Origin of the sequence: Halanaerobium sp. ST460_2HS_T2, assembly GCF_003337665.1 — a bacterium.
Taxonomy (GTDB): Bacteria; Bacillota; Halanaerobiia; order Halanaerobiales; family Halanaerobiaceae; genus Halanaerobium; species Halanaerobium kushneri.
The window spans coordinates 36,029-57,429 of record NZ_QPJF01000009.1; the positions used below are offsets into that span (position 1 = coordinate 36,029).

General features: G+C 31.7%; 19 protein-coding genes. 16 read left to right on the forward strand and 3 right to left on the reverse strand.

Annotated features, from left to right (window positions below):
• The first annotated feature begins 384 nt into the window (after window positions 1-384).
• Together DFR80_RS05845 and DFR80_RS05850 are read left to right on the forward strand one after the other, a co-directional pair.
• Complete coding sequence (locus DFR80_RS05845; RefSeq protein WP_076543330.1) at window positions 385-1,077, forward strand: aspartate/glutamate racemase family protein; 693 nt, start codon at window positions 385-387, stop codon at window positions 1,075-1,077.
• Between the two features lie 80 nt (window positions 1,078-1,157).
• Entirely contained in the window at window positions 1,158-1,715 is a 558-nt protein-coding gene (locus DFR80_RS05850; RefSeq protein WP_114489450.1) for an HD domain-containing protein, read from the forward strand.
• Between the two features lie 81 nt (window positions 1,716-1,796).
• Here DFR80_RS05850 and DFR80_RS05855 read toward each other — a convergent pair whose 3' ends face one another.
• On the reverse strand, window positions 1,797-1,994 hold the full coding sequence (locus tag DFR80_RS05855) for a hypothetical protein (RefSeq protein ID WP_076543332.1): 198 nt from the start codon (window positions 1,992-1,994) through the stop codon (window positions 1,797-1,799).
• 53 nt (window positions 1,995-2,047) lie between these two features.
• Window positions 2,048-2,392, reverse strand: coding sequence for a hypothetical protein (locus DFR80_RS05860; RefSeq protein ID WP_076543333.1), 345 nt, complete (start codon window positions 2,390-2,392; stop codon window positions 2,048-2,050).
• Window positions 2,393-2,722: 330 nt separating this feature from the next.
• Here DFR80_RS05860 and DFR80_RS05865 point away from each other — a divergent pair, with 330 nt between their 5' ends.
• The 5 genes from DFR80_RS05865 to DFR80_RS05885 all read left to right on the forward strand — a co-directional run bounded on the left by DFR80_RS05865 (window position 2,723) and on the right by DFR80_RS05885 (window position 7,109).
• Complete coding sequence (locus tag DFR80_RS05865; protein WP_158537685.1) at window positions 2,723-3,397, forward strand: DUF975 family protein; 675 nt, start codon at window positions 2,723-2,725, stop codon at window positions 3,395-3,397.
• 88 nt (window positions 3,398-3,485) lie between these two features.
• The gene (locus DFR80_RS05870) at window positions 3,486-4,121 is read left to right on the forward strand and encodes a GTP pyrophosphokinase family protein (protein ID WP_076543335.1); all 636 of its coding nucleotides are present in this window, start codon (window positions 3,486-3,488) and stop codon (window positions 4,119-4,121) included.
• A 20-nt stretch (window positions 4,122-4,141) separates the two neighbouring features.
• Window positions 4,142-5,029 (forward strand): pirin family protein, encoded by an 888-nt coding sequence (locus tag DFR80_RS05875; protein WP_076543336.1) that lies wholly within the window; start codon window positions 4,142-4,144, stop codon window positions 5,027-5,029.
• Window positions 5,030-5,054: 25 nt separating this feature from the next.
• Window positions 5,055-5,879, forward strand: a complete 825-nt coding sequence (locus tag DFR80_RS05880) for an oxidoreductase (RefSeq protein ID WP_076543337.1) — start codon at window positions 5,055-5,057, stop codon at window positions 5,877-5,879.
• 60 nt (window positions 5,880-5,939) lie between these two features.
• Window positions 5,940-7,109: a TraB/GumN family protein gene (locus tag DFR80_RS05885; RefSeq protein WP_114489452.1), complete on the forward strand. Its 1,170-nt coding sequence runs from the start codon at window positions 5,940-5,942 to the stop codon at window positions 7,107-7,109.
• A 106-nt stretch (window positions 7,110-7,215) separates the two neighbouring features.
• On the opposite strand, the gene DFR80_RS05890 is transcribed toward DFR80_RS05885, so the two are convergent.
• The gene (locus DFR80_RS05890; RefSeq protein WP_114489453.1) at window positions 7,216-7,734 is read right to left on the reverse strand and encodes a fasciclin domain-containing protein; all 519 of its coding nucleotides are present in this window, start codon (window positions 7,732-7,734) and stop codon (window positions 7,216-7,218) included.
• A 232-nt stretch (window positions 7,735-7,966) separates the two neighbouring features.
• Here DFR80_RS05890 and DFR80_RS05895 point away from each other — a divergent pair, with 232 nt between their 5' ends.
• From DFR80_RS05895 to DFR80_RS05935, 9 genes are all read left to right on the forward strand, one after another.
• The gene (locus DFR80_RS05895; protein ID WP_076543340.1) at window positions 7,967-9,250 is read left to right on the forward strand and encodes a homoserine dehydrogenase; all 1,284 of its coding nucleotides are present in this window, start codon (window positions 7,967-7,969) and stop codon (window positions 9,248-9,250) included.
• Window positions 9,251-9,352: 102 nt separating this feature from the next.
• Complete coding sequence (locus tag DFR80_RS05900) at window positions 9,353-10,606, forward strand: S41 family peptidase (RefSeq protein WP_114489454.1); 1,254 nt, start codon at window positions 9,353-9,355, stop codon at window positions 10,604-10,606.
• A 97-nt stretch (window positions 10,607-10,703) separates the two neighbouring features.
• The gene (locus DFR80_RS15520; RefSeq protein ID WP_305037538.1) at window positions 10,704-13,319 is read left to right on the forward strand and encodes a LuxR C-terminal-related transcriptional regulator; all 2,616 of its coding nucleotides are present in this window, start codon (window positions 10,704-10,706) and stop codon (window positions 13,317-13,319) included.
• A gap of 302 nt (window positions 13,320-13,621) precedes the next feature.
• Window positions 13,622-14,977 carry a citrate/2-methylcitrate synthase gene (locus DFR80_RS05910; protein WP_076543343.1) on the forward strand — a complete coding sequence of 452 codons (1,356 nt, stop codon included), beginning with the start codon at window positions 13,622-13,624 and terminating at the stop codon, window positions 14,975-14,977.
• A gap of 73 nt (window positions 14,978-15,050) precedes the next feature.
• On the forward strand, window positions 15,051-16,397 hold the full coding sequence (locus DFR80_RS05915) for an aminopeptidase C (protein ID WP_114489456.1): 1,347 nt from the start codon (window positions 15,051-15,053) through the stop codon (window positions 16,395-16,397).
• A gap of 99 nt (window positions 16,398-16,496) precedes the next feature.
• Window positions 16,497-17,738 (forward strand): MerR family transcriptional regulator, encoded by a 1,242-nt coding sequence (locus DFR80_RS05920; protein WP_114489457.1) that lies wholly within the window; start codon window positions 16,497-16,499, stop codon window positions 17,736-17,738.
• 122 nt (window positions 17,739-17,860) lie between these two features.
• Window positions 17,861-19,186, forward strand: coding sequence for an MFS transporter (locus DFR80_RS05925; RefSeq protein WP_076543346.1), 1,326 nt, complete (start codon window positions 17,861-17,863; stop codon window positions 19,184-19,186).
• A 136-nt stretch (window positions 19,187-19,322) separates the two neighbouring features.
• Window positions 19,323-20,717, forward strand: coding sequence for an MATE family efflux transporter (locus DFR80_RS05930; protein WP_076543347.1), 1,395 nt, complete (start codon window positions 19,323-19,325; stop codon window positions 20,715-20,717).
• A gap of 47 nt (window positions 20,718-20,764) precedes the next feature.
• Window positions 20,765-21,364, forward strand: a complete 600-nt coding sequence (locus tag DFR80_RS05935; protein WP_114489458.1) for a TetR/AcrR family transcriptional regulator — start codon at window positions 20,765-20,767, stop codon at window positions 21,362-21,364.
• Window positions 21,365-21,401: the final 37 nt, after the last annotated feature.

Here is a 21,401-nt window from a genome sequence, read left to right on the forward strand (position 1 = left end):
AATTAACTTTGATCAATCTCAATCAACAATCTTACTTCTAAATCTCAAATAATTTTACTTAAATAAGAATTTCAAAATACCACTTATAAACATTTAATCTTAGGACTTCCTCAGAACCTTGTAACTATATTATAGTCCTCTAAGTCAAAAAAATCAAAGTCGAAATTTGTCGATTAAAATAAAATATCGTTAAATATCTTCTGTTTTTAAGCAGAAACTAAATATCCCATCAATTTTCAGAATACAGGTTCAATTCAAACTACTTTTTAGCCTTATTGTTTTTAAAGCTTAATATGGGAATGACTTGATAATCTGCAGTTCTACCTGTATTATTTACATTAAGAAAGATAAAGAAACGAAATCTTTACTACAGGAGGTAGGGAAATGAAAACAATTGGATTAATTGGCGGTATGAGCTGGGAGTCTACAGTTGACTATTATAAGATATTAAATCAAGAAGTAAAAAATAGCTTAGGTAATCCACATTCTGCTGAAATAATTATGCATTCAGTTGATTTTGCAGAAATTGAAAGGCTGCAGGAATTGGGGGACTGGAATAAATTAACTGAAAAGATGATAAAAATCGCCAGAGAATTGGAACAAGCACGAGCAGATATGATTTTAATTTGTGCTAACACAATGCATCAAATGGCACCTGCGGTTGAGGCTGAATTGGAAATTCCTCTGCTTCATATAGCTGATGCTGCTGCAGAAAAAATAAAAGCAGATAATTTAAAAAAAGTTGGTCTGCTGGGAACTAAATATACTATGGAAGCTGATTTTTATAAAAATAGAATAGAAAAAAATTATGGGATTGAGGTTATAATTCCAGAATCAGATGATCGAAGTTATATCCACCAGGCTATCTATCAGGAATTAGTTGCTGGTATCTTAAAGACTGAAACTAGGGAAAAATTTAAGGGAATAATTGATAATCTTAAAATTCATGGTGCCGAGGGAGTAATTCTGGGTTGTACTGAAATTCCAATGTTAATTAAAGCAGAAGACAGTGTTTTGCCTGTTTATAATACAACTGAATTACATGCCAAAAAGGCAGTAGAACTGGCACTGAATTAAATTTAGCTAATATTGATTGCTTAATTTTATTGAATTAATTGAATTATATATATCTTAAATTACAGCAGGGGTGAATTTTTATGTTTAGCAATAAATTAGTTGCAAGAGCAATGGAATATGCGGCTCAGGCACATCGTGGTGATACACGCAAAGGTGGTGAGGTGCCATATATTGTTCATCCATTTGAAGTAGCAATGATCTTAAAAGAAAATGCTTTTGAAGATAAAATAGTGGCAGCTGGATTACTCCATGATTTACTGGAAGATACAGAAGTTGGAATAGGGGAGTTAAGAGATGAATTTGGAGAAGAAATCCTTGAGCTTGTACTTTCAGCTTCAGAAAAGCTGGAAGGGAGAGATAAAAGAAGCTGGAACAAAAGAAAAGAAAACACAATTAATTATCTAGAAGAAGATGCAGATTTTATTAATAAAGTGATAGCCTGTGCTGATAAGCTGAGCAATGCTCGCAGTATTTTGAGAGATTTAAAAACCGAGTCAGGAGATTTTTGGCAGCGATTTAGTGCACCAAAAGATAAACAGAAATGGTATTACGAATCACTGGTTTACAGTTTAAGAGAGCTTGATGGCTTGAAGATGTATACTGAATTTAAGTCAGTTGTGGCAGAAATTTTCAAATAAAAATTAAGATAAATAAACCCGATTTGAATAAATTCAATTTTAAAAAGTCAGGTTTCAAACCGGGTTTTTTGATTATTTATTTTATAAATAAACTATATAAACCAGCAGACCATGTCCTGCAGCCAGAATAAGGGTAAGATAGGCAAATATTTTGTGTAGTTTTAAATTTAAACGGGGATTAAGATTAAATACCTTTCTAAAAAATCTGATACCCAGTAAAAAGGTTATTACAAGAGATGTTAGAGCACTAATGCCCGCTGGAATAATCCACTGCCCCATATTAATCTCCTCCTTCGCAAATAACAGTAAATAAAGAAGCTGGATTAAACTATTTATTCTACATTAATTTCATTTTCTCTACTTCCAAATTTATTACATTCTGCTTTCAGACGAATAGTGTCTCCAGATTTTGCCCCCGGGATCATATAATGTAAATATTGAACCTCATTGTTAGTCTGCATAATAAAATCTTGTTCAATATGCAGGCTGTCATTTAAATAAACTTTTACATTTTTAACAAAATGTTTACTGTTATCATTGGAGTTATGAGGTATTGTAACTTCTAGCATATTATTTTCATTATTAAAAGACATTTCTATATTTCCAGGTGGGTGAGCATAAACACTGAGAGATAAGCTGAGAATCAGAGCAATAGTTAAAAACAGAACTCTTTTCATAATTAATGACCCCTTTCATATTTTATTTAATAGAACTTTGTTTATATAATTTGTCATAAAAACAATTATTCCTTCCTTAATCAAATTAATTTTTCACAAAATCTGTAAAATATTATAATTAGCTTTGACTTAAACAAATATATAATTAATTTGCTATATTAAAAATCTAAAATGATATATAGCTTTTGATTTCTTGTTTTAATTGCAAGTGAGGATTTTTCTTTCTAAAGAGGATTTTTCTTCTGAATGCTGAATTATAGTTAAAGAACTAAATTAATTAGTTATTTAAATTTTGTGCCTGGAAAATCACAAAAAAGGGGAGAATTTAAAGTGTGGACAAGAAGCGAACTTAAGAATATCGCAAAGAAAAAGTTAAAAGGTTTTTACTGGCAGGCTTTTTTAGTTAGTTTAATTCTGGTGATTAGTGGAGGCAGTCATAACAGACTTGATTTGGGTGGTTCCAGCAGCACAGGCTCTACTACTACTGGTGGTGGGGGAAGTGAATTTACCCTGGGTCTAGTTTTGATTGCTGTAATTGGCGTTTTAGTTTTTTTAGCTCTCAGAATTTTTCTGGGATATATTCTGGAAGTTGGTGGTAGAAAATATTTTATTGAGTTAAGCAGAGGCGAATCTGAGATTTCATATCTGCTTAAATTTTTTGATAAAAAATATTATAAAAATATTATTACGGTTCTTTTATATCGTGGAATTTATATTTTTCTCTGGTCACTACTTTTAATTATTCCAGGGATTATTAAAATGTATCAATATCGTTTTGTTGCCTATATCATGGCTGAAAATCCTGATTTAGATCATAATCAGGCTCTGAATTTAAGTCGAGAAATGACTGCGGGACAAAAACTGGATATTTTTATTCTGGATCTCTCATTTTTAGGTTGGTTTATTTTAGGAGCTTTATTTTTTGGTATTGGAGTGCTATTTGTGCAACCCTATTATGATGCAGTTAATGCTGAACTTTACCAGAAAGTTAAAGCAGATATTTGATTTCCAAAGGATTTGATTTTTGACAGGTGGCTTATAAACTAATTAATTAGATGATATTTTATTTTGCAGTCAATTGGGGGAAACTATTATGGCCAGCAGAAAAAAAGTTAGTCAGGCAGTTCAGTGGTATAAAAAGGAGAGAAGTAAATATATAGAGCTAAGAGCAGAAGTCGAAATAATATTGAGGGAAGCTTTAAATCAAAATGAGATTGTTTTTCACAGTATAGAAAGTCGGGTCAAGTCAATAGAAAGTTTCAGAGAGAAAGCTGAGCGTGATAAATATAGTGATCCGGTAAATGAAATAACAGATTTAACTGGTATTAGAATTATTACACTTTTTGAAAAAGAAATTCATCAGATTAGCGATATTATTAAAAAATTATTTGAAATTGATTATCAGCGCAGTGAGGATAAGTCTGATCTGCTGGAAGCTGATAAAATGGGATATAAATCAATTCATTATATTGCGGAGCTGAGTCCTGATAAAATAGACCAAACAGAGCTGGGTAAATTTTCTGGTTTGAAATTTGAAATTCAGATTCGAAGTATCCTGCAGCATGCCTGGGCTGAGATTGAGCATGACCGTAATTATAAATTTAAAGGTGAGCTGCCTAAAAATCTGCAGCGTCGTTTCTATGCTCTGGCCGGGATGCTGGAAATAGCAGACAGGGAATTTAACACACTTTCAGAAGAAGTTGAAAAATATCGCCAGCAAAATAATTAATTTAAAGCGAGGTAATTAGAATGTATAGAAAAGTAAAAAGTTATTTTGAAGGTAGAGAAACTCAGGATGGGGCAGGGGTTAAACTCAGACGCTGTTTTGGTTATCATCAGATTCCAGACTTTGATCCCTTCTTAATGATGGATTTTTTTGATTCGAAAGACCCTGCAGATTACAGACGCGGGTTTCCCTGGCATCCCCACCGTGGTATTGAAACTGTAACTTATCTGATCAAAGGAGAAATCGAACATGGTGACAGCATTGGCAATAGTGGAGTTATAAGGGATGGTCAGTGTCAGTGGATGACTGCGGGTTCGGGTATTTTGCACCAGGAACTACCCCAGCCCTCAGAAGAAATGTTGGGAGTTCAGATCTGGTTAAACCTAGCTGCGGTTAATAAAATGACTGAGCCGCAATATGGTGACATTACCCAAGATATGATTCCAGTCTATCAAGATGAAGACAAAAAAGTCCATATTATAGCTGGTGAATATGGAGGCTTAAGTGGTGAGATACAGAGAAATGATACCAGACCAATATTTTTTGATGTCGAATTAAAAGCAGATAGTGAAATTATCTTTGAACTACCGACAGATTTTAATGCCTATGCTTTTTTAATTAGAGGCGAGGCCAATTTTGATCCACAAAAGAAAAATTTAAAAAAATATCCTCAGGGAGTATTATACGAAAATGGGAGTAAAATTAAAGTTGATACAGCTAAGAATCCAGCTCGATTTCTCTTTCTAGCAGGCAAAAAATTAGAGGAGCCGATTGCCTGGGGTGGTCCAATTGTAATGAACAGCAGAAAAGAACTGGCAGCAGCCTCACAAGAATTAGACAGAGGAACTTTTATTAAAAATAAAAAGGAGAAAAATGTAAGTCAGATCAATGAATTTTATCAGGATGATTAAATATTAAAAATCAGGAGAGTTAAAAATGAGTAAAAAAGTAGTTTTAATAACTGGAGCTTCAAGTGGTATCGGAAGAGCTGCGGCAGTAAAGTTTCTTGAACAGGGTTATATAGTTTATGGAGCAGCCAGAACCGAAGCAGATCTTAAATATTTAAATGATTATCAAAATGGACATTATATATTGATGGATATTACTGAGGAAGAAATGCGAAATAATTGTATAAATCAGATACTAAAAAAAGAGACAAAAATTGATATCTTGATAAATAACGCTGGCTATGGTGCTTATGGAGCTGTAGAAGAGGTTCCACTGAAAGATGCTAAAAGACAGTTTGAAGTTAATTTATTTGGCCTTTCTGAATTAACTAAACTTGTAATACCAGTTATGCGCCAAAATGGTTCCGGCAGGATTATTAATATTTCTTCTATAGCCGGTAAAATTTGGACTCCACTTGGTGGCTGGTATCATGCCAGTAAGTTTGCACTGGAAGGTCTGAGTGATTGTCTGAGAAATGAATTGAGAGAATTTGGAATTAAAGTAATATTAATTGAACCTGGAGCAATTGAAACTAACTGGGCCAGTACAGCCGGGAAAAATTTAATTAAAAATTCAGGTGAGGGTGTTTATCAAAAACAGGCCGAAAAAAAGGCAGTTAAATATGAAGAAATGTATGGTGAAAATGGTATAGCAGCTGACCCTGGAGTTGTTGCCCGAGCAATTTTTAAAGCAGCAGAGGCTGGTCATCCAAAAGCGAGATATGCAGTTCCCTTCCACGCAAAATTAATATTATTTTTTCGCTGGCTGCTTCCAGATAGACTCTATGATTTTTTTACTAATAAATTTTTTTGATAATTTTTTCATAAGTGATATAATAAGTAAGTGAGAGAATTCATAGAAGGAGCTGTTTTTATGGACGAAGACAATATTCAAAGACTTGAGTATGCAGGAAAAGAAATAATTTTAATTCCAACTGCTCATATTTCTAAAAAGAGTGCAGAACAAGTTAAAGAAGTTATAGAAACTGAAAAACCAGATAGTGTTTGTGTTGAACTGGACGAGGAAAGATACAGTTCAATTAATGATGAAGATAAGTGGAGTGAAATGAATATTTTTCAGGTGATTAAGCAGAAAAAATCTTTATTATTACTGGTTAATTTAATTATAAGTTCTTTTCAGAGTCGGATGGCCGAAAAATTAGGAATTAATGCAGGTCAGGAAATGCGGCAGGGAATTGAGTCTGCTAAAGAAATTGGAGCAGACCTGGTGCTTGCTGATCGAAACATCCAGATTACTTTTAAAAGAGTCTGGCGTGGACTTGGTCTCTGGGAAAAAATGAAACTCATTTTTCAAATTATTTCAATGCTTTTTGTAGACGAAGAGATTACTGAAGAAGAGATGGATGAATTAAAAAACGGAGATGCTTTAAATATGATGCTGGAAGAGATGGGTAAGTCTTTTCCGGGAATTAAAAAACATTTACTTGATGAGCGAGATCAGTATCTGGCTAATAAAATAAAAAATGCTTCTGGTGAAAAAATTGTCGCTGTTTTAGGAGCAGCACATGTTCCAGGAGTAAAAAAAGAAATTTATAAAGAACAAAATTTAAAAAAAATAACAAAACTTCCACCTAAACCAAAGTGGGGTAAAATATTTTCCTGGGGAATCCCAGCAGTAATTTTAGTAATTATAATTTCCAGTTTTATCAAAAATATTGGTACCGGAATTGAGGTAACAAAAGCCTGGTTTATCTGGAATGGTTCCTTATCAGCTCTGGGAGTACTTTTAGGCAGAGGTCATATTTTGACCATTCTGACTGCTTTTTTTGTAGCTCCATTAAGTTCCTTAAATCCTGCACTGGCAGCTGGTTGGTTTGCAGGGCTTACGGAAGCCTATCTTAAAAAGCCCCAGGTTAAGGATTTTCAGAAACTTTCGGAAGGGATTTCTATTAAAGAAATTTATACAAATAAGGTTACCCATATACTTTTAATTGTAATTCTTGCTAATTTAGGGAGTGTTATTGGTACAGCTGTGGGTGGAGCCAGTGTAATCAGGACTTTTTTAGAATTCTTTAATTTTTAAAATATGTTTTGTTATTTACTTAAAAAATTAATATTAATTTATAAAAAAACTCTTCTCAAATTTTCGAGAAGAGTTTTTTAGCTATATTACTTATATTTAAATAAATTTAAGGTACCAAAACAGTATCGATTACATGAATGACACCATTACTTGCTTCAATGTCTGTTGTTATAACACGGGCATCATTTATATAAACCATACCATCTTTAATTGAGATTTTAATATCTTTACCCAGCAGAGTTTCCGCCATCGCTCCATCCATAGTTAATACATCTTCTGCCATTACTTTACCGGCGACTACATGATATAATAAAACATTTGCCAGCTGTTCTTTGTCAGCAAGCAGACTGTCTAGTGTGCCTTCCGGTAGTGCCGCAAAAGCAGCATCAGTTGGTGCAAAAACTGTAAATGGTCCATCACCTTTTAGGGCTGAAACTAAATCAGCCTCAATTATTGCTGTTGTCAAGGTGTTAAAATCATCAGCTTCTAAAGCAACATCAAGAACATCAGGACCACTTTCAACATGTCCAGCCGCCAGCACCATTACATTCAGAGAAAACATAAAAGCCAGAACCATTAGCAGAGAAACAATAATTTTTTTGGAATTACTTAAAGACTTTTTCATTTAAATTTCCTCCTTATATTTTGAGTTAAGTTTTGTTAAATTTAATATAGCACAACTTATTTTAGATGTCAATAGTATTGATAATTATTTTCAAAAAGTGTATTTCAGGCAACATTATATTTTTCTCTATAAATTTATCTCAAAGTGTCGACAAGTTAACAACTCCTTGATATAATGTTTAATAATAGAGTAGTTAGAAGTAAGCGATATAAGATTACAGGAGGTTATAATTTTGCTTAGAATAGGGATTTTAGGACTTGGTACAGTCGGTAGTGGAGTAGTTAAGATTCTGGAGAAAAATTCGGAGAATATAAAAAATAAGGTTGGAACTGAGGTTACAATAGAAAAAATTCTGGTTAATAACCTGAAAAAAGAAAGAGATGTTGAAATTAAAAAGGAATTATTAACAGATAAAGTTGAAGATATAATTAATAATTCGAATATAGATATTGTAGTCGAATTAATTGGTGGAGAACAGCCTGCCTATGACTATATAATTAAGGCTATAGAAAATGGAAAGAGTATTGTTACAGCAAATAAACTGGTGATTGCTAAATATGGGAAAAGAATATTTAGAAAGGCAGATGAAAATGACGTTCAGGTCTGTTATGAGGGAAGTGTAGCAGGAGGTTTGCCAATTATTCGTCCCCTGCAAAATTCTCTTGCCGCCAATAGAATTGAAAAAATTTATGGTATATTAAATGGGACTACCAATTATATTTTAACTGATATGAGTAAAGAGAAAAAAGATTTTGCTGATTCTTTAAAAAATGCTCAGGCACTTGGGTTTGCAGAGGCTGATCCTAGTTCTGATATTGAGGGCTATGATGCAGCTTATAAAATTACAATTTTATCATCACTGGCTTTTGAGCGTTTTGTTGATGTAAATGAAGTTTATGTTGAAGGCATAAAAGATATTGATATCGAGGATATAGAACTGGCACATGAAATGGGTTATGTGATTAAGCTTCTAGCAATTGCTAAAAATTCATCTGAAGGTCTTGATGTTAGAGTTCACCCTGCATTTGTTCCAGAAGATCATCCCCTGGCTATGATAAATGGCACCTATAACTGTGTTTACCTCCATGGTGATGCAGTTGGTCAGGTAATGTCTACAGCTCGTGGAGCAGGTCAAATGCCTACTGGTAGTGCAGTAACTGCGGATATTATTCAAGTAGCTAAGGATATTAATCATAATCAGCGCGAAGTTCAGCGTATGGATTCTTTTTTAGAAAGTAATGTAATTAAAATTGATGAAATCGAAAATAGCTTTTATCTGCGCTTTGAAGTTAAGGATGAACCAGGTGTGATGGCTCATATTGCCAAAATATTTGGAGATAATAATGTCAGTCTGGCTTCAGTGCTGCAGAAACAGAAAGAGAATCCTGTTGTACCACTGGTATTTATTACTCATTCAGTTAGGGAAAAAGATCTAAATCAGTCTCTAGCTAAGATTAAAAAGCTTGATGATGTAATAGAAATTAAAAGTGTTATTCGAGTTGAAAATAACATTTAATTCAAATTCCAGGATAAATTCCGTTATTAAAACGGTTTTTATCTTTTGAATAGATTGTGATAATTTTATCATAAATATTATTTTAATTGTGGAGGAGATTTGATGCGAAAAATATTTTTGTTCATTTCGATTTTTTTGCTATTCAGCAGTAATCTGGTAATGGCAGCTGAAATTTCAGAAGCAGACTGGTTAAGTGATCTCAATTATCTGGAAAGTGAGCTGCCGGTAGAGCATTATAATTTGTTTTTTAAGCTTGAAAAAGAAGAATTTATAAAAGAGATGGATAAATTGAAAAATGATCTGCCAGAACTTTCAAATCTGGATACAACTTTAAGACTGGCTGAAATTTTTGCTAAAATTGGTGACACTCATACAGCTATTGATAATACTCGTTTTTTAACTGAATATTATCCACTTTTTTTAAAAAAATTTGAAGATGGTTATCGAGTAATTATGACCGATAATCAATATAAAAAAATTCTGGGAGCAAAATTAATAGCTATTAATAATTATTCCATCGAAGAATTAAAAGACCATTTTAATAAAATTATTACTGCTGATAATCAGATTTCTATAGATTACAGGATCAGTTCATTTCTTAAATTAAATGAGGTGCTCAAATATTTAGGAATAGTTGATTCTAAAAATGAATTTTTATTTGAAAAAGACGGTGAGAAAATCAGAATTAATTTTGAACCTTTAAAAATAAAGAATATGGCTTCCAGTAATAACAGTTTAAGCAAATTAGATTATCAGACTGGTTATATACGGTCTAATGCCAATCAACTTTTCTGGTCAGATTATATTGCAGCAGAAAAGATGGTTTATTTTCAATACAATAGCTGCTGGAGTAGGGAGCTGGCCCAAAAACATGGGAAGCCTAATTCTGAACTCCCCTCATTTGCTGCAGAAGAATCTGAAATTTTAAATTATATCAAAAATAAGGAAATAGATAAGTTGGTAATTGATCTTCGTTTTAATTCTGGAGGTGACTCAAGTCAGGGGACAGAACTGGCTGAAAAATTGAGTAAATATCGAGATCAATTTGAAACTTATATTATTATTGGAGCTGATACTTTTTCTTCTGCAATAATTAATGCTCTTGATTTTAAAAAACAACTAGATGGCTATTTAATTGGTACAGCAACTATGGGCAAACCAAATCATTATGGAGAAGTCAGGACTTTTAATCTTCCAAATACAGGTTTAAGAGTAAGTTATTCTACTAATTATTTTAAACTGCTTGAAAACAGTGATCCTGATTCCCTATACCCGGATATTACAGTAGAAACAAAATTTGAGGATTTTTTAAGTGGAAGAGATAGCATTTTAGAAATAATTAAAAATATTGATTGAAATGTATAATGTAGTTTAATAGTTAATAGTTAGTAAAATATTTGATGGTCTAATAAATTTAGTTAATAAAAAAGGAATTGATTAAATGGAGTTATTAATGGAATTTCAAACTCGGATACCAGAACTAAATAATGTTTACAGGCGCAAAAGATTACTTAAAGATCTGGATAGGCTGAGTAGAGAAAAGAAAGGATCACTGGCATTAATTACAGCTCCGGCAGGTTTCGGCAAAACAACTCTGGCTGCCGACTGGATTGAGATCAGCAGCGAGTCTGCCTCCTGGCTTAGTATTGACAATAATTTTAAAGATGAATTTATATTTATTAGGGGAATTATTACTGCTTTAAAAAAATCAACCAAAAGAGATTTTTTAAATACTGAAGCAATTTTAAGGATTCCGCTTAAATTAAATGCAAAAAAAATAGTTTTTAGTCTGCTTAAAGACCTTAAAAGTGTAGAAAATAAAATAAATTTAGTTATAGATAATTTAAATTTAATTGAGCAACAGCCCGTATTTGATATTTTAAAATACTTAATTGGATTAATGCCTGATAATTTAAATCTTATTTTAATTAGTAGAAAAGAAATTCCTTTTTTAATTGAAAGACAGAAAATTAAGGGCCAAATTGTTAGAATTAAAAAAGATGATTTGAAATTTAACTATCTTGAATTGAAAAAAATTATCCAGAGAGAAAAAAATCTTAGTTTGAATGATAATAAAATTAAAAAGCTTTATCAAATTACTGAAGGATGGCCTCTGGTGATAGAATTTTTTCTATTTAAACTTTTAAATGAACCGGAATATGATCTTAATAATTTAAAAAATGAACTTGAATTAACCAACAATAACTTGTTTCAGTATCTAAATCAAGAAGTTTATTCTAAACTTAAGTTAGAAGAAAAAGAATTTCTTTTAAAAACATCAATTGTAGAAAGCTTTTCCGTAGAGCTTGCTGATCAGCTGGCTTCATCTCAGGAAAGCAAAGTTTTAATTGATAATTTACTTAAAAAAAAGATTTTTATAGAGGCTGTTGATTTAAAAAATAATATTTTTAGATATTTTAATCCTTTTAGAAATTTTTTGCTCAGTCAGTTGAGTTTTCTACAAAAACGCAGGCTTTATTTAAAAGCTGCAGCCTGGTTTGCAGAAAATAGTTATTTTCAGGAGGCTATTTTTTATTCACTACAAATAGATGATTATTATTCTGCAGTAAACTATTTAGAAGATTCCATTCCAGAATATTTAAAAACTGGGGAATTAAAAGAATTTTTAAATTTGTCAAATTCAATTCCCGGTGATTTTTTAAAAAATCATCCTCTAATTCTAATGATAAAAGCCTGGTCTCTTTTTATTCTGGGGCAGTCTGGAGAGGCTGCTTATTATCTTAATTTAATAAATAATAAAAAGAACTTAAGTCCAGAAAATAGAGGACGTCTTTTAACATTAAGTTGTTTGATGGATAAATATCAAGATGCTGAAGAGCACTGTAGTTTAACTGCAGAGGCTTTAAATTTAATCTCAAATACTGATTATATTTTTAAAATTAATGCTTTAATGAGTCTGGGACAGATTCAATCATCTTATTTAAAAATTGAAGAGTCAATCGAATCGTTTCGCAGTGCTGCTTTTATGGCGAGAGAAAAAGAACAGTATTTAATGGAAATTAATTCACTGATGAATTTGATTTTAAAACTGACACAAAAGGGCGGTTTAAATAAGGCTTTTAATCTTAATTTGGAAAGTATAAATCGGTTTAAAAAAAGTAAAAAAGTTGCAGCTGAGTTGATTAATCTTCTTTCTATTCCGATGGGTATAATCTATTTTTTAAAGGGAAATTATTCGAAATCAAAAGATTATTTAATTAAAGGAATTGAAGCAGGTCAATTTTATGAATTAATTCATGTGTATTGGCTGCCAATGATTTATTATGCCCGCAGTTCTTTTTATCTAGGGCAAATAGAAGAGGCAGAAAATATAATTTTAGAGACTTTAGAATTATGTAATAAATATAATTTAAAAGTTAATTACCAGCTGGTAGAAATGGAAAAATTAAAATTCGAGCTAATTAATGCTCAGAAAAACAATAAAATAAGTATCCTTTTGAGAAAAAAGATAAAAGCTAAGGAGGAACTTATAGATAAGCAGACATTTTTTGGAGTCAGAGTAAAAGCAGTTTTTTTAATTACAGAGCTGCTGATAGTAGAAGCTAATTATCAGCAAGCATTAAATTATCTGCAGAAAATTGATTATCAAAATTGTGACTTTCTTGATCGAATAAAGAGACAAATTTTAATGTCTTTTATTTTTTTAAAATTAGAAAATCGCACTCAAAGTAGAAAATTACTTTTAGATACACTGATTTTGCTGGAAAAGGAAAGTTATTTAACTGTTTTAGAGGAATATAAAGAATATTTAGCAGAATTACTTCTAGAATTTAAGCAGCTGCAACAGGAAGTAATAGTAAAATTTAATTTCAAATCTGAAACTAAAAGAAAACGGCAAAATAATTCAGAGCTTATTGATCCTCTAACTGAAAGAGAAAAAGAGATTATTGTTCTGCTGGCGGAAGGACTAAGCAACAAAAAAATAGCCGAAAAATTATTTATTACCGAAGGAACAACTAAATGGCATTTAAGCAATATTTATTCTAAACTGGCTGTTAAAAATAGAACTAAGGCTGCTGCCAAAGCCAGAAAACTTAATATAATCTAATGATTTTTGGCCTCACCACCTATCAGGTACAGCAAAACCTAACTTTTGATAGGTGTTTTTTTATTTCAACCAGGTTATTATTGTACTATCAGAATTGAGTGAGGTGGAAAAATTGGATTATTTAAAAATATTTGTGATTTTAAATCTGCTTTTTAAGAAAAGAAAATATTGATTAAAATAAAATATGATATCAATTAAAGCAATTTGATTTTATTAAAAGCCAAAATTCTGTTATAATAGATATATCTACGAAATTTTTATTTTATCAGTCCACAATAAGTAGAGAATAGAGGAGTGAGAATGTGGAAACTAAAGACTGGTTAATTAAGGATTTAAAGGAAAATTGGCTTGAAGATAGAGCAAAAAAAGTTGAAAAGGTTAATAAGATTGATAAAGAATATTACAGACAGTATGATATTAAACAGGGATTGAGAAATTCGGATGGGACAGGTGTAGTAGTTGGTTTTACAAAAATTGGTTCTGTTCATGGTTATACTTACTGTGATGGAGTTAAAACTTCAATTGAAGGTAAATTATTCTATAGAGATATAGAAGTAGACGAACTGGTAAAAAACACTGGCGAATTTGGTTTTGAAAGTATTGTTTACCTTCTGCTATTTGGAGAACTCCCTCAGCAGGAGGAATTGAGAAAGTTTAATGCTATTTTAGATGGATTTAGAAAACTGCCAACTCATTTTACTGAAAATACAATTTTGAAAAGTCCCAGCAGAGATGTAATGAATAAACTTCAGCGGGCAATACTCGTTCTTTATTCTTATGATGAAAAACCTGATTCGCTTGATATTGATCGGATTTTAATTCAAAGTTTAAAATTAATTGCTAGATTTCCTACAATTATTTCTTATGGATTTCAGGCTAAAGCACATTATTTTGATGATCAAAGCCTCTACCTTCACAATCCTAAGGAGGGACTGGGGACTGCTGCCAATATATTACATATGATTAGAGCAAATAACAAGTATACCCAGCTGGAAAAGGATACTCTGGATTTATTATTAATTCTTCATGCTGAGCATGGGGGTGGAAATAATTCCGCTTTTACAACTCATGTAGTCTCCTCCAGTGGAACAGATACTTATTCTGCTGTGGGAGCAGCTGTGGGGAGTCTTAAAGGGCCAAAACATGGTGGTGCCAACTTAAGAGTTAAAGCAATGGTTGATGATATTAAAGAAAACCTGGCTGATTATTCTGATCGCCGTAGTCTAAAAGAATATCTAAAGAAAATTTTAAAAGGCGAAGTTTTTGATCAAAAAGGGTTAATTTATGGAATGGGGCATGCAGTATATACCAAAAGTGATCCGCGAGCTGTTATTTTAAAAAAGAAGTCTAAAGAGCTGGCTGCAGCCAAGGATAGACTTGATGAATATGAACTTTATGATAATATTGAAAGTCTAACCAAAGAAATATTTAAAGAAGAGCGGGGAGAAGATATAGAAATCTGTGCTAATGTGGATCTTTATTCTGGTTTTGTCTATCAGCTTTTAAATATCCCCCAGGAATTATTTACCCCTTTATTTGCTACAGCGAGAGTTGCCAGTTGGTGTGCACATCGTATCGAACAGCTGGTTAGTGATCATAAGATTATTCGTCCAGCATATAAATCTCTAAAAAATGAAGAAAAATGTACAATCAGATGATCTTCAATGCAAAAAAATCAGGCTTTTTATGTATTGTTATAAATTAAGTCGATAAATAAAGGGAGGCTTTTAAATGAACAGACAGATAATTGATCAGCCTAAATTGGAGATGTTTCAAAAGAAATTTAAACAAAGAAAAAATAATGATATTATTGCTAATGCTGTAATAAAAAACGGAATCAATAATACGGCTTTAAATAACAATTCAATTAAAAATATGCACTATGATTTTTCGGTAGAAATTGATGTTGGCCGGGTAACAAACCAGAAAAAAAGTGGGCGCTGCTGGATGTTTGCAGCCTTAAATAATATTCGCTACAGTATTTCAAAAGATTTAGAGATTAAAGACCATGATTTTGAGCTTTCTCAAGCTTATACAATGTTCTGGGATAAGCTGGAAAAAGCAAATTATTTTTTAGAAAATATTATTGCAACAGCTGAGCTTGATCTTGACAGCCGTCGAGTAATGTGGCTTTTAAATGAGCCTACCAATGATGGCGGTCAGTGGGATATGTTTACTGCTTTAATCGAAAAATATGGTATTGTACCCAAATATGTGATGCCCGAAAGCTACCACAGCAGTAATTCTCGCTATATGAATAAAATTTTAAGTTTAAAATTAAGAGATCTGGCACATACTCTGCGGAAAGATTATAAGCTGGGTGCAGATAAAGAAAGTTTAAGAGAAGAAAAAGAAACTATGCTGGCTGAAATTTATTCAATTCTGGCATATTTTTTAGGTGAACCGGCTCAGAAATTTGATTTTGAGTATAGAAATAAAAATGGTGAATTTTATAGAGATGCTGATTTAACACCACAGGAATTTTATCATAAATACTCGAAAGTAAAAATGACAGATTATGTAAGCATAATCAATGCTCCTACTTCTGATAAGCCTTTTGATCAGACTTATACAGTAGAATTTTTGGGTAATGTAAAAGAAGGCCCCCAGATTCATTATTTAAATCTCGCGATTGATAAGTTAATTGATTACAGCAAAGAACAGCTAAAAGATGGAGAACCCGTCTGGTTTGGCTGTGATGTTGGCCAGTGGTCAGATAGAGATTTAGGTATAATGGATACTAAACTATTTAATTATGCAGAGGTGCTGGATACTAAATTTTCTCTGGACAAAGGTCAGCGCCTGCAGTATGGCGAAAGTATCTTAACTCATGCTATGGCTTTTACCGGAGTTAACCTAAAAAATGAAGAGCCACTTAGCTGGAAAGTTCAAAATAGCTGGGGAGAAAAGGTTGGTGATGATGGATTTTTTATTATGAGTAATGACTGGTTTAAAGAATTTAATTATGAAGTAGTTATTAATAAAAAACACCTATCTGAGAGTGATCTTGAATCATATCAAAAAGACCCCGTTGTTTTAAAACCATGGGACCCAATGGGTTCACTGGCAATTAAATAAAAAATAAATTTTGGAACAGAGCTGCTGTATGAATACAGCAGCTTAAGCTTTTTAATTTTATTTTAATAGCCGAAAGTCTAAATCGGAGGGATAGTTTAAATGAAAATTAGAGAATTTTCAAACAAATTTGATTTAAGTTATGATACCATTCGTTATTATATGAAATTAAAACTGATTAATCCCCATAAAAACGGAGGACATTATGAATTTAATAATGAAGATCAGGAGGATATGGAAGAAATATTAAAACTAAAAGAAATGGAGTTTTCTTTAGAAGAAATCAAGGAAATTTTAAGCTTTAAAAGGATTGGCAGATTGAGTAATTATCAAAAAAACAGCTATTATCAAAATCTATATCATCGAAAACTTGACAGTTTAGAAAGAAGAATTATAGAGTTAAAAGATGCCAAAAATGCTTTGCACTCTCATTTAAAAAAATTAAAATCAGCAAACAATGACAGGCGTAATGATCTCAGTTTAAATTTGAATTTGCTGAGTCTTTTTGCCTGCCCGGCCTGTGGGTCCGATCTAACTTTAACTGCAGAAAAAATTGAAAATAATAGAATTCATCTGGGAAGTCTCAACTGCAGTTGTGGCGAAAAAATTTTAATTGAAGATGGTATTATATATACTAAAGATGTTTATGAGAGAAAAAAAGGTGACGAAGTAATTGAAATAGATCCAATTTATCATGTAACAGATTATATTAAACAGACTGATTCTGAATTTATTGATCAATCATATCAGAGTCTGGAATGGTTGAAAAATAGACTTGATTATTCTAAACTGGAAAATCAAGTTATTTTAGAACCCGGTTCTGGTTATGGGCTCTTATTAAGAAACATCTATGATCAGCTGCCTTCTAATTTAACCTATATTTGTGTTGAACATGATGCTGAGCTGAATAGATATCTTAAAACCTTATTGGAGTTATCCCCCTCTGGTCCGGAAGTTATTTTTTTAACAGCTGAGCTGCCAGATTTGCCACTTAAAGAAAGCAGTCTTGATTATTTGATTGACTATTCCGGAATTTCTAATTTTTCATTTCATAACAGAGGATTTTTACCAGAGCTGCTGCTCAAATATTTTAAAGATCATTTTACAATGACAGCAGTCTTTATTATTTATCATAAATTTGGTGCTAAGAACATAGTTGAAAGAGAGTACAGAGATTATTTTATTCATTCGAATATTAGAACTAAATTAAAGGAAATAGGTTTTGAATTTTTAACTGAGAATAAATCAGAGCCTAAAAAGATTAATAGTTCTTTTGGTAAATACGAAGAGTTTGCTCAAATTGGAGATCAGATTTATTCTTATCAGCTGCAGGCAAAAAAATAAATTTTAAAAGTAGAGTTGGCTCTACTTTTTCGAAAATATTTTCTAAAAAAATTTTTAGAAACTCTTGCACTTGAGTTACCTCCATTTTTTATAATTGATTTAGAAAAGAGGAGGTAGTTAAAATGTTAAATTATCAAGAAGACCAAGCTGAAATTAATCAGGAATTAAAAAGTGACAGACAGGAAAAATTAAATTTGCTGCTATTTTTATCAGGAAAGACAATTTCTTTATTCGGATCAGCAATTTATGCGTTTGTGATTGGACTTTATCTTTTAAGGACAACATCTTCTGCATTCTCTTTTGCTTTGAATCTTGCTCTATATACTTTGCCAGTTGTTTTATTTAATCCAATTGCCGGTGTTATGGCAGATAAATTTAATAAAAAAATTCTGGTAGTTGGTTCTGATCTGATTAATGGTTTATTTCTTTTTCTGATCTATTTGGTGATCACAAATTTTAATTTTAATCTTTATATTCTATATCTCAGTACTTTTGTAATGACAACTTTAACAGTCTTTTTTGATATTGCTCTAGAAGCTGCCAAACCAGGGCTGGTAAAAGAATCTGGGCTGGTTAAAATTAATTCTCAGGCCAGAGTTATAGAGTCATTATCTCAAATTTTAGGACCACTGCTTGGTGGATTAATTTATGGTTTTATTAATTTGGAAGGTTTTATCTTAATTAACGCAATTTCTTTTTTGATCTCTGCTTTGATAGAATATTATATTGATTACCAATATAATCAGCAAATACAAATGGAAACTGGCAGCAATAAAGATTCAGATGATTTTGTTTATAGATTAAAAGAGGGGTTTTATTATATTTTTAGATCAGAAAATTTAAGAGCCTTAGTTTATATTTTTGTGGCTTTAAATTTCTTTTTTAATTTTACTTTAATTGTGCCTTTACCTTATCTATTAAATACTGTCTGGAAAATAGATCCTAATAATTATGGTATAATTCAGGCAGCTTTTCCGGTAGGTATGATATTGGGAGCCATATTAACTGAAAAGATAATGAATAAAATAAGCTATAACCTTTTAATAAAGAATATTACTTTTGTCGCTGCAGTTGGAGTAACGACTTTTGCTCTGCCTATTATTATTTTTCAAAATACTCCGGCCTCAAATTTTGTTTTAACCTATTATAGTCTGCTGATGTTTTTAAGTGGTATTTCAGTTGCCTGGATAGATGTACCCGCAAATGTAATAATTCAAAAAAGTGTACCTCAAAATATACTGGGACGAGTTTTGAGTGTTAAAATGAGTATTATTAAAATTGTTGTACCAATTTCACTTTTAATTTCATCTCTAACAATTAAGTTGCTTGAGGTGGAATATGTTATATTTGTTGGTGCTTTAATTTTTTTTGTTTTCAATATTATTTTTTTTAATTCCAGTACCGGGAGAAAATTTATTCAGCAGAAAGCAGATCAAAAAAATTTATAAATTATAAATAAAACAAATTTAAAACACTTGACTTTATGAACAATATTCATTATAATATTTATAGTGAACGATATTCATAAACTCTTTTTTTAGATTAAAATGAACATAATTCATAAAAATAAATGGAGGGAAAAAAATGTATAAAGATGAAAAGACAAAAAAACTGGCAACGACTCCAATTCCTCAACTTTTGACGCAGATGTCAATACCTGCAATTATTGGTATGCTTGTTTCAGCGGTTTACAATATAGTTGATACAATTTTTGTGGGAAGAATTGGTACCGAAGCCATTGGAGCAGTGACCATAGCTTTTCCACTTTTTATGGTTATTTCGGCAATCGGCTTAACTTTCGGTATTGGTTCAGCCTCCTATATTTCGCGACTTTTAGGAGAAGAGAACAGAGAAATGGCTAATCGAGTTTCGACAACTTCAATTGTAACTACCTTTATTTTAGCTGTAGTTCTGGCTGCAGGAGGTCTTTATTTTCTCAAACCTTTACTCAGGTTATTTGGAGCAACTGAAGTGATAATGCCCTATGCAGTTAATTATACGGCTATTATTATTATCGGTTCAATTTTTACAATGAGTAATATGAATATGAATAATATGGTGAGAGCAGAAGGCAGTGCAAAGATGAGCATGATTGCTTTAAGTACTGGAGCTATATTAAACATAATTCTAGACCCGTTATTAATTTTCACTTTTAAGATGGGAATTGCTGGAGCTTCAACTGCCACTGTAATTGCTCAGGCTGTATCGACGGTAATGTTGATTGGTTTTTATAAGTCAGATAATAGTGTTCTTGATTTAAAACTAAGAGAATTTAGACCTTCTCTTTCTATCTATACAGAAATTATGAAAATAGGTATTCCTACTTTGATTAGACAGCTTTTAAGCAGTGTAGCAATGACTTTACTCAATAATATGGCTGCAACTTATGGGGCGGTTGTTGTGGCTTCAGTCGGGATAATTAACCGAGTTTTTTCTTTTGGCTTTTTTATAACAGCAGGCTTTACTCAGGGATTTCAGCCGGTAGCTGGTTTTAACTTTGGAGCCAGAAAAATTGAAAGGCTTAAGGAATCAATAAAAGTCACTGTTAAGAGAACAACTTTATTTGGCTTAATACTTTTTGCAGTTTTCTTTTTCTTTAACCGGGAGGTCATTGGTGTTTTTAGTCAGGATCCGGAAGTTATAAAAATTGCTGCAATGGGATTAAGACTTTACGCAGTTGTTCTACCACTTATGGGATTTTCTATAACCACCAATACTCTTTTTCAGGCATTGGGGCATGGAATCCCGGCAACTATTCTTTCCTTATCCAGACAGGGTATTTTCTTTATACCAGCAATCTTTCTGCTGCCAAATTATTTCGATTTAAAAGGGCTATTTATGGCTCAACCAGTTGCGGATGGTTTTACCTTTCTCCTGACAGTAATATTGTTTGGATTTGTTTATAAAGAAATTAAAGAACTGGAAGGAGAGGCAGGAATCCGTAATTTAAATCTAGAATATGATAGTGAGGGTGCTTAAATAAGATTAATAAGTTTTCTGTAATATTTTAATAAAGGGAGTATAATATGCCTAAAATAATTGAAAATCTGGAAGAAGAAATAGCCAGAAGTTCTTTAAAACTATTTAAAAAAAATCCATATCAGAATGTAAGTATGCGTAGAATTGCATCAGAAGCCGGGATAGCTGTAGGTACTTTATATAATTATTATTCAAATAAATGGGAATTATATATTGGGGTTTTTGAAGAAAGCTGGAAGGAGACCTATCAGATTTTGAGCGCTAACTGCAAAAATACTGATAATGATTATTTAAAAAATTATATTGAAGTTCTTTATTCTGAAATGAAAGAAAAAAAATCGATTGTGCGAGAACTTTTTCGTTATATAATGAATGATTTAGAAATTGGTGAAGAAGAGCAGAAAGAGAAATTTAAGCGAATTAGATTTCCCAATGTAGTGATTAATCAGATATATGAACTTTTTATTATTATCTTAGAAAAAGAGTTTAAGGTTAAGTTAGAAAAAGATGATGAGGATCTATATCGACTTTTTGCTATGCTCCAGACTAATATTCCGCTGCTACAGCAGAACTTTAAAAAAGAAAAGCAGAACATTGATTTTCTTTATGATTTGATTTGTTCTTTTGTAGAAAAGAAAATAGTATAAAAGATAAAAAAAGAGGCTGAACTACTCCTGAAAAGAG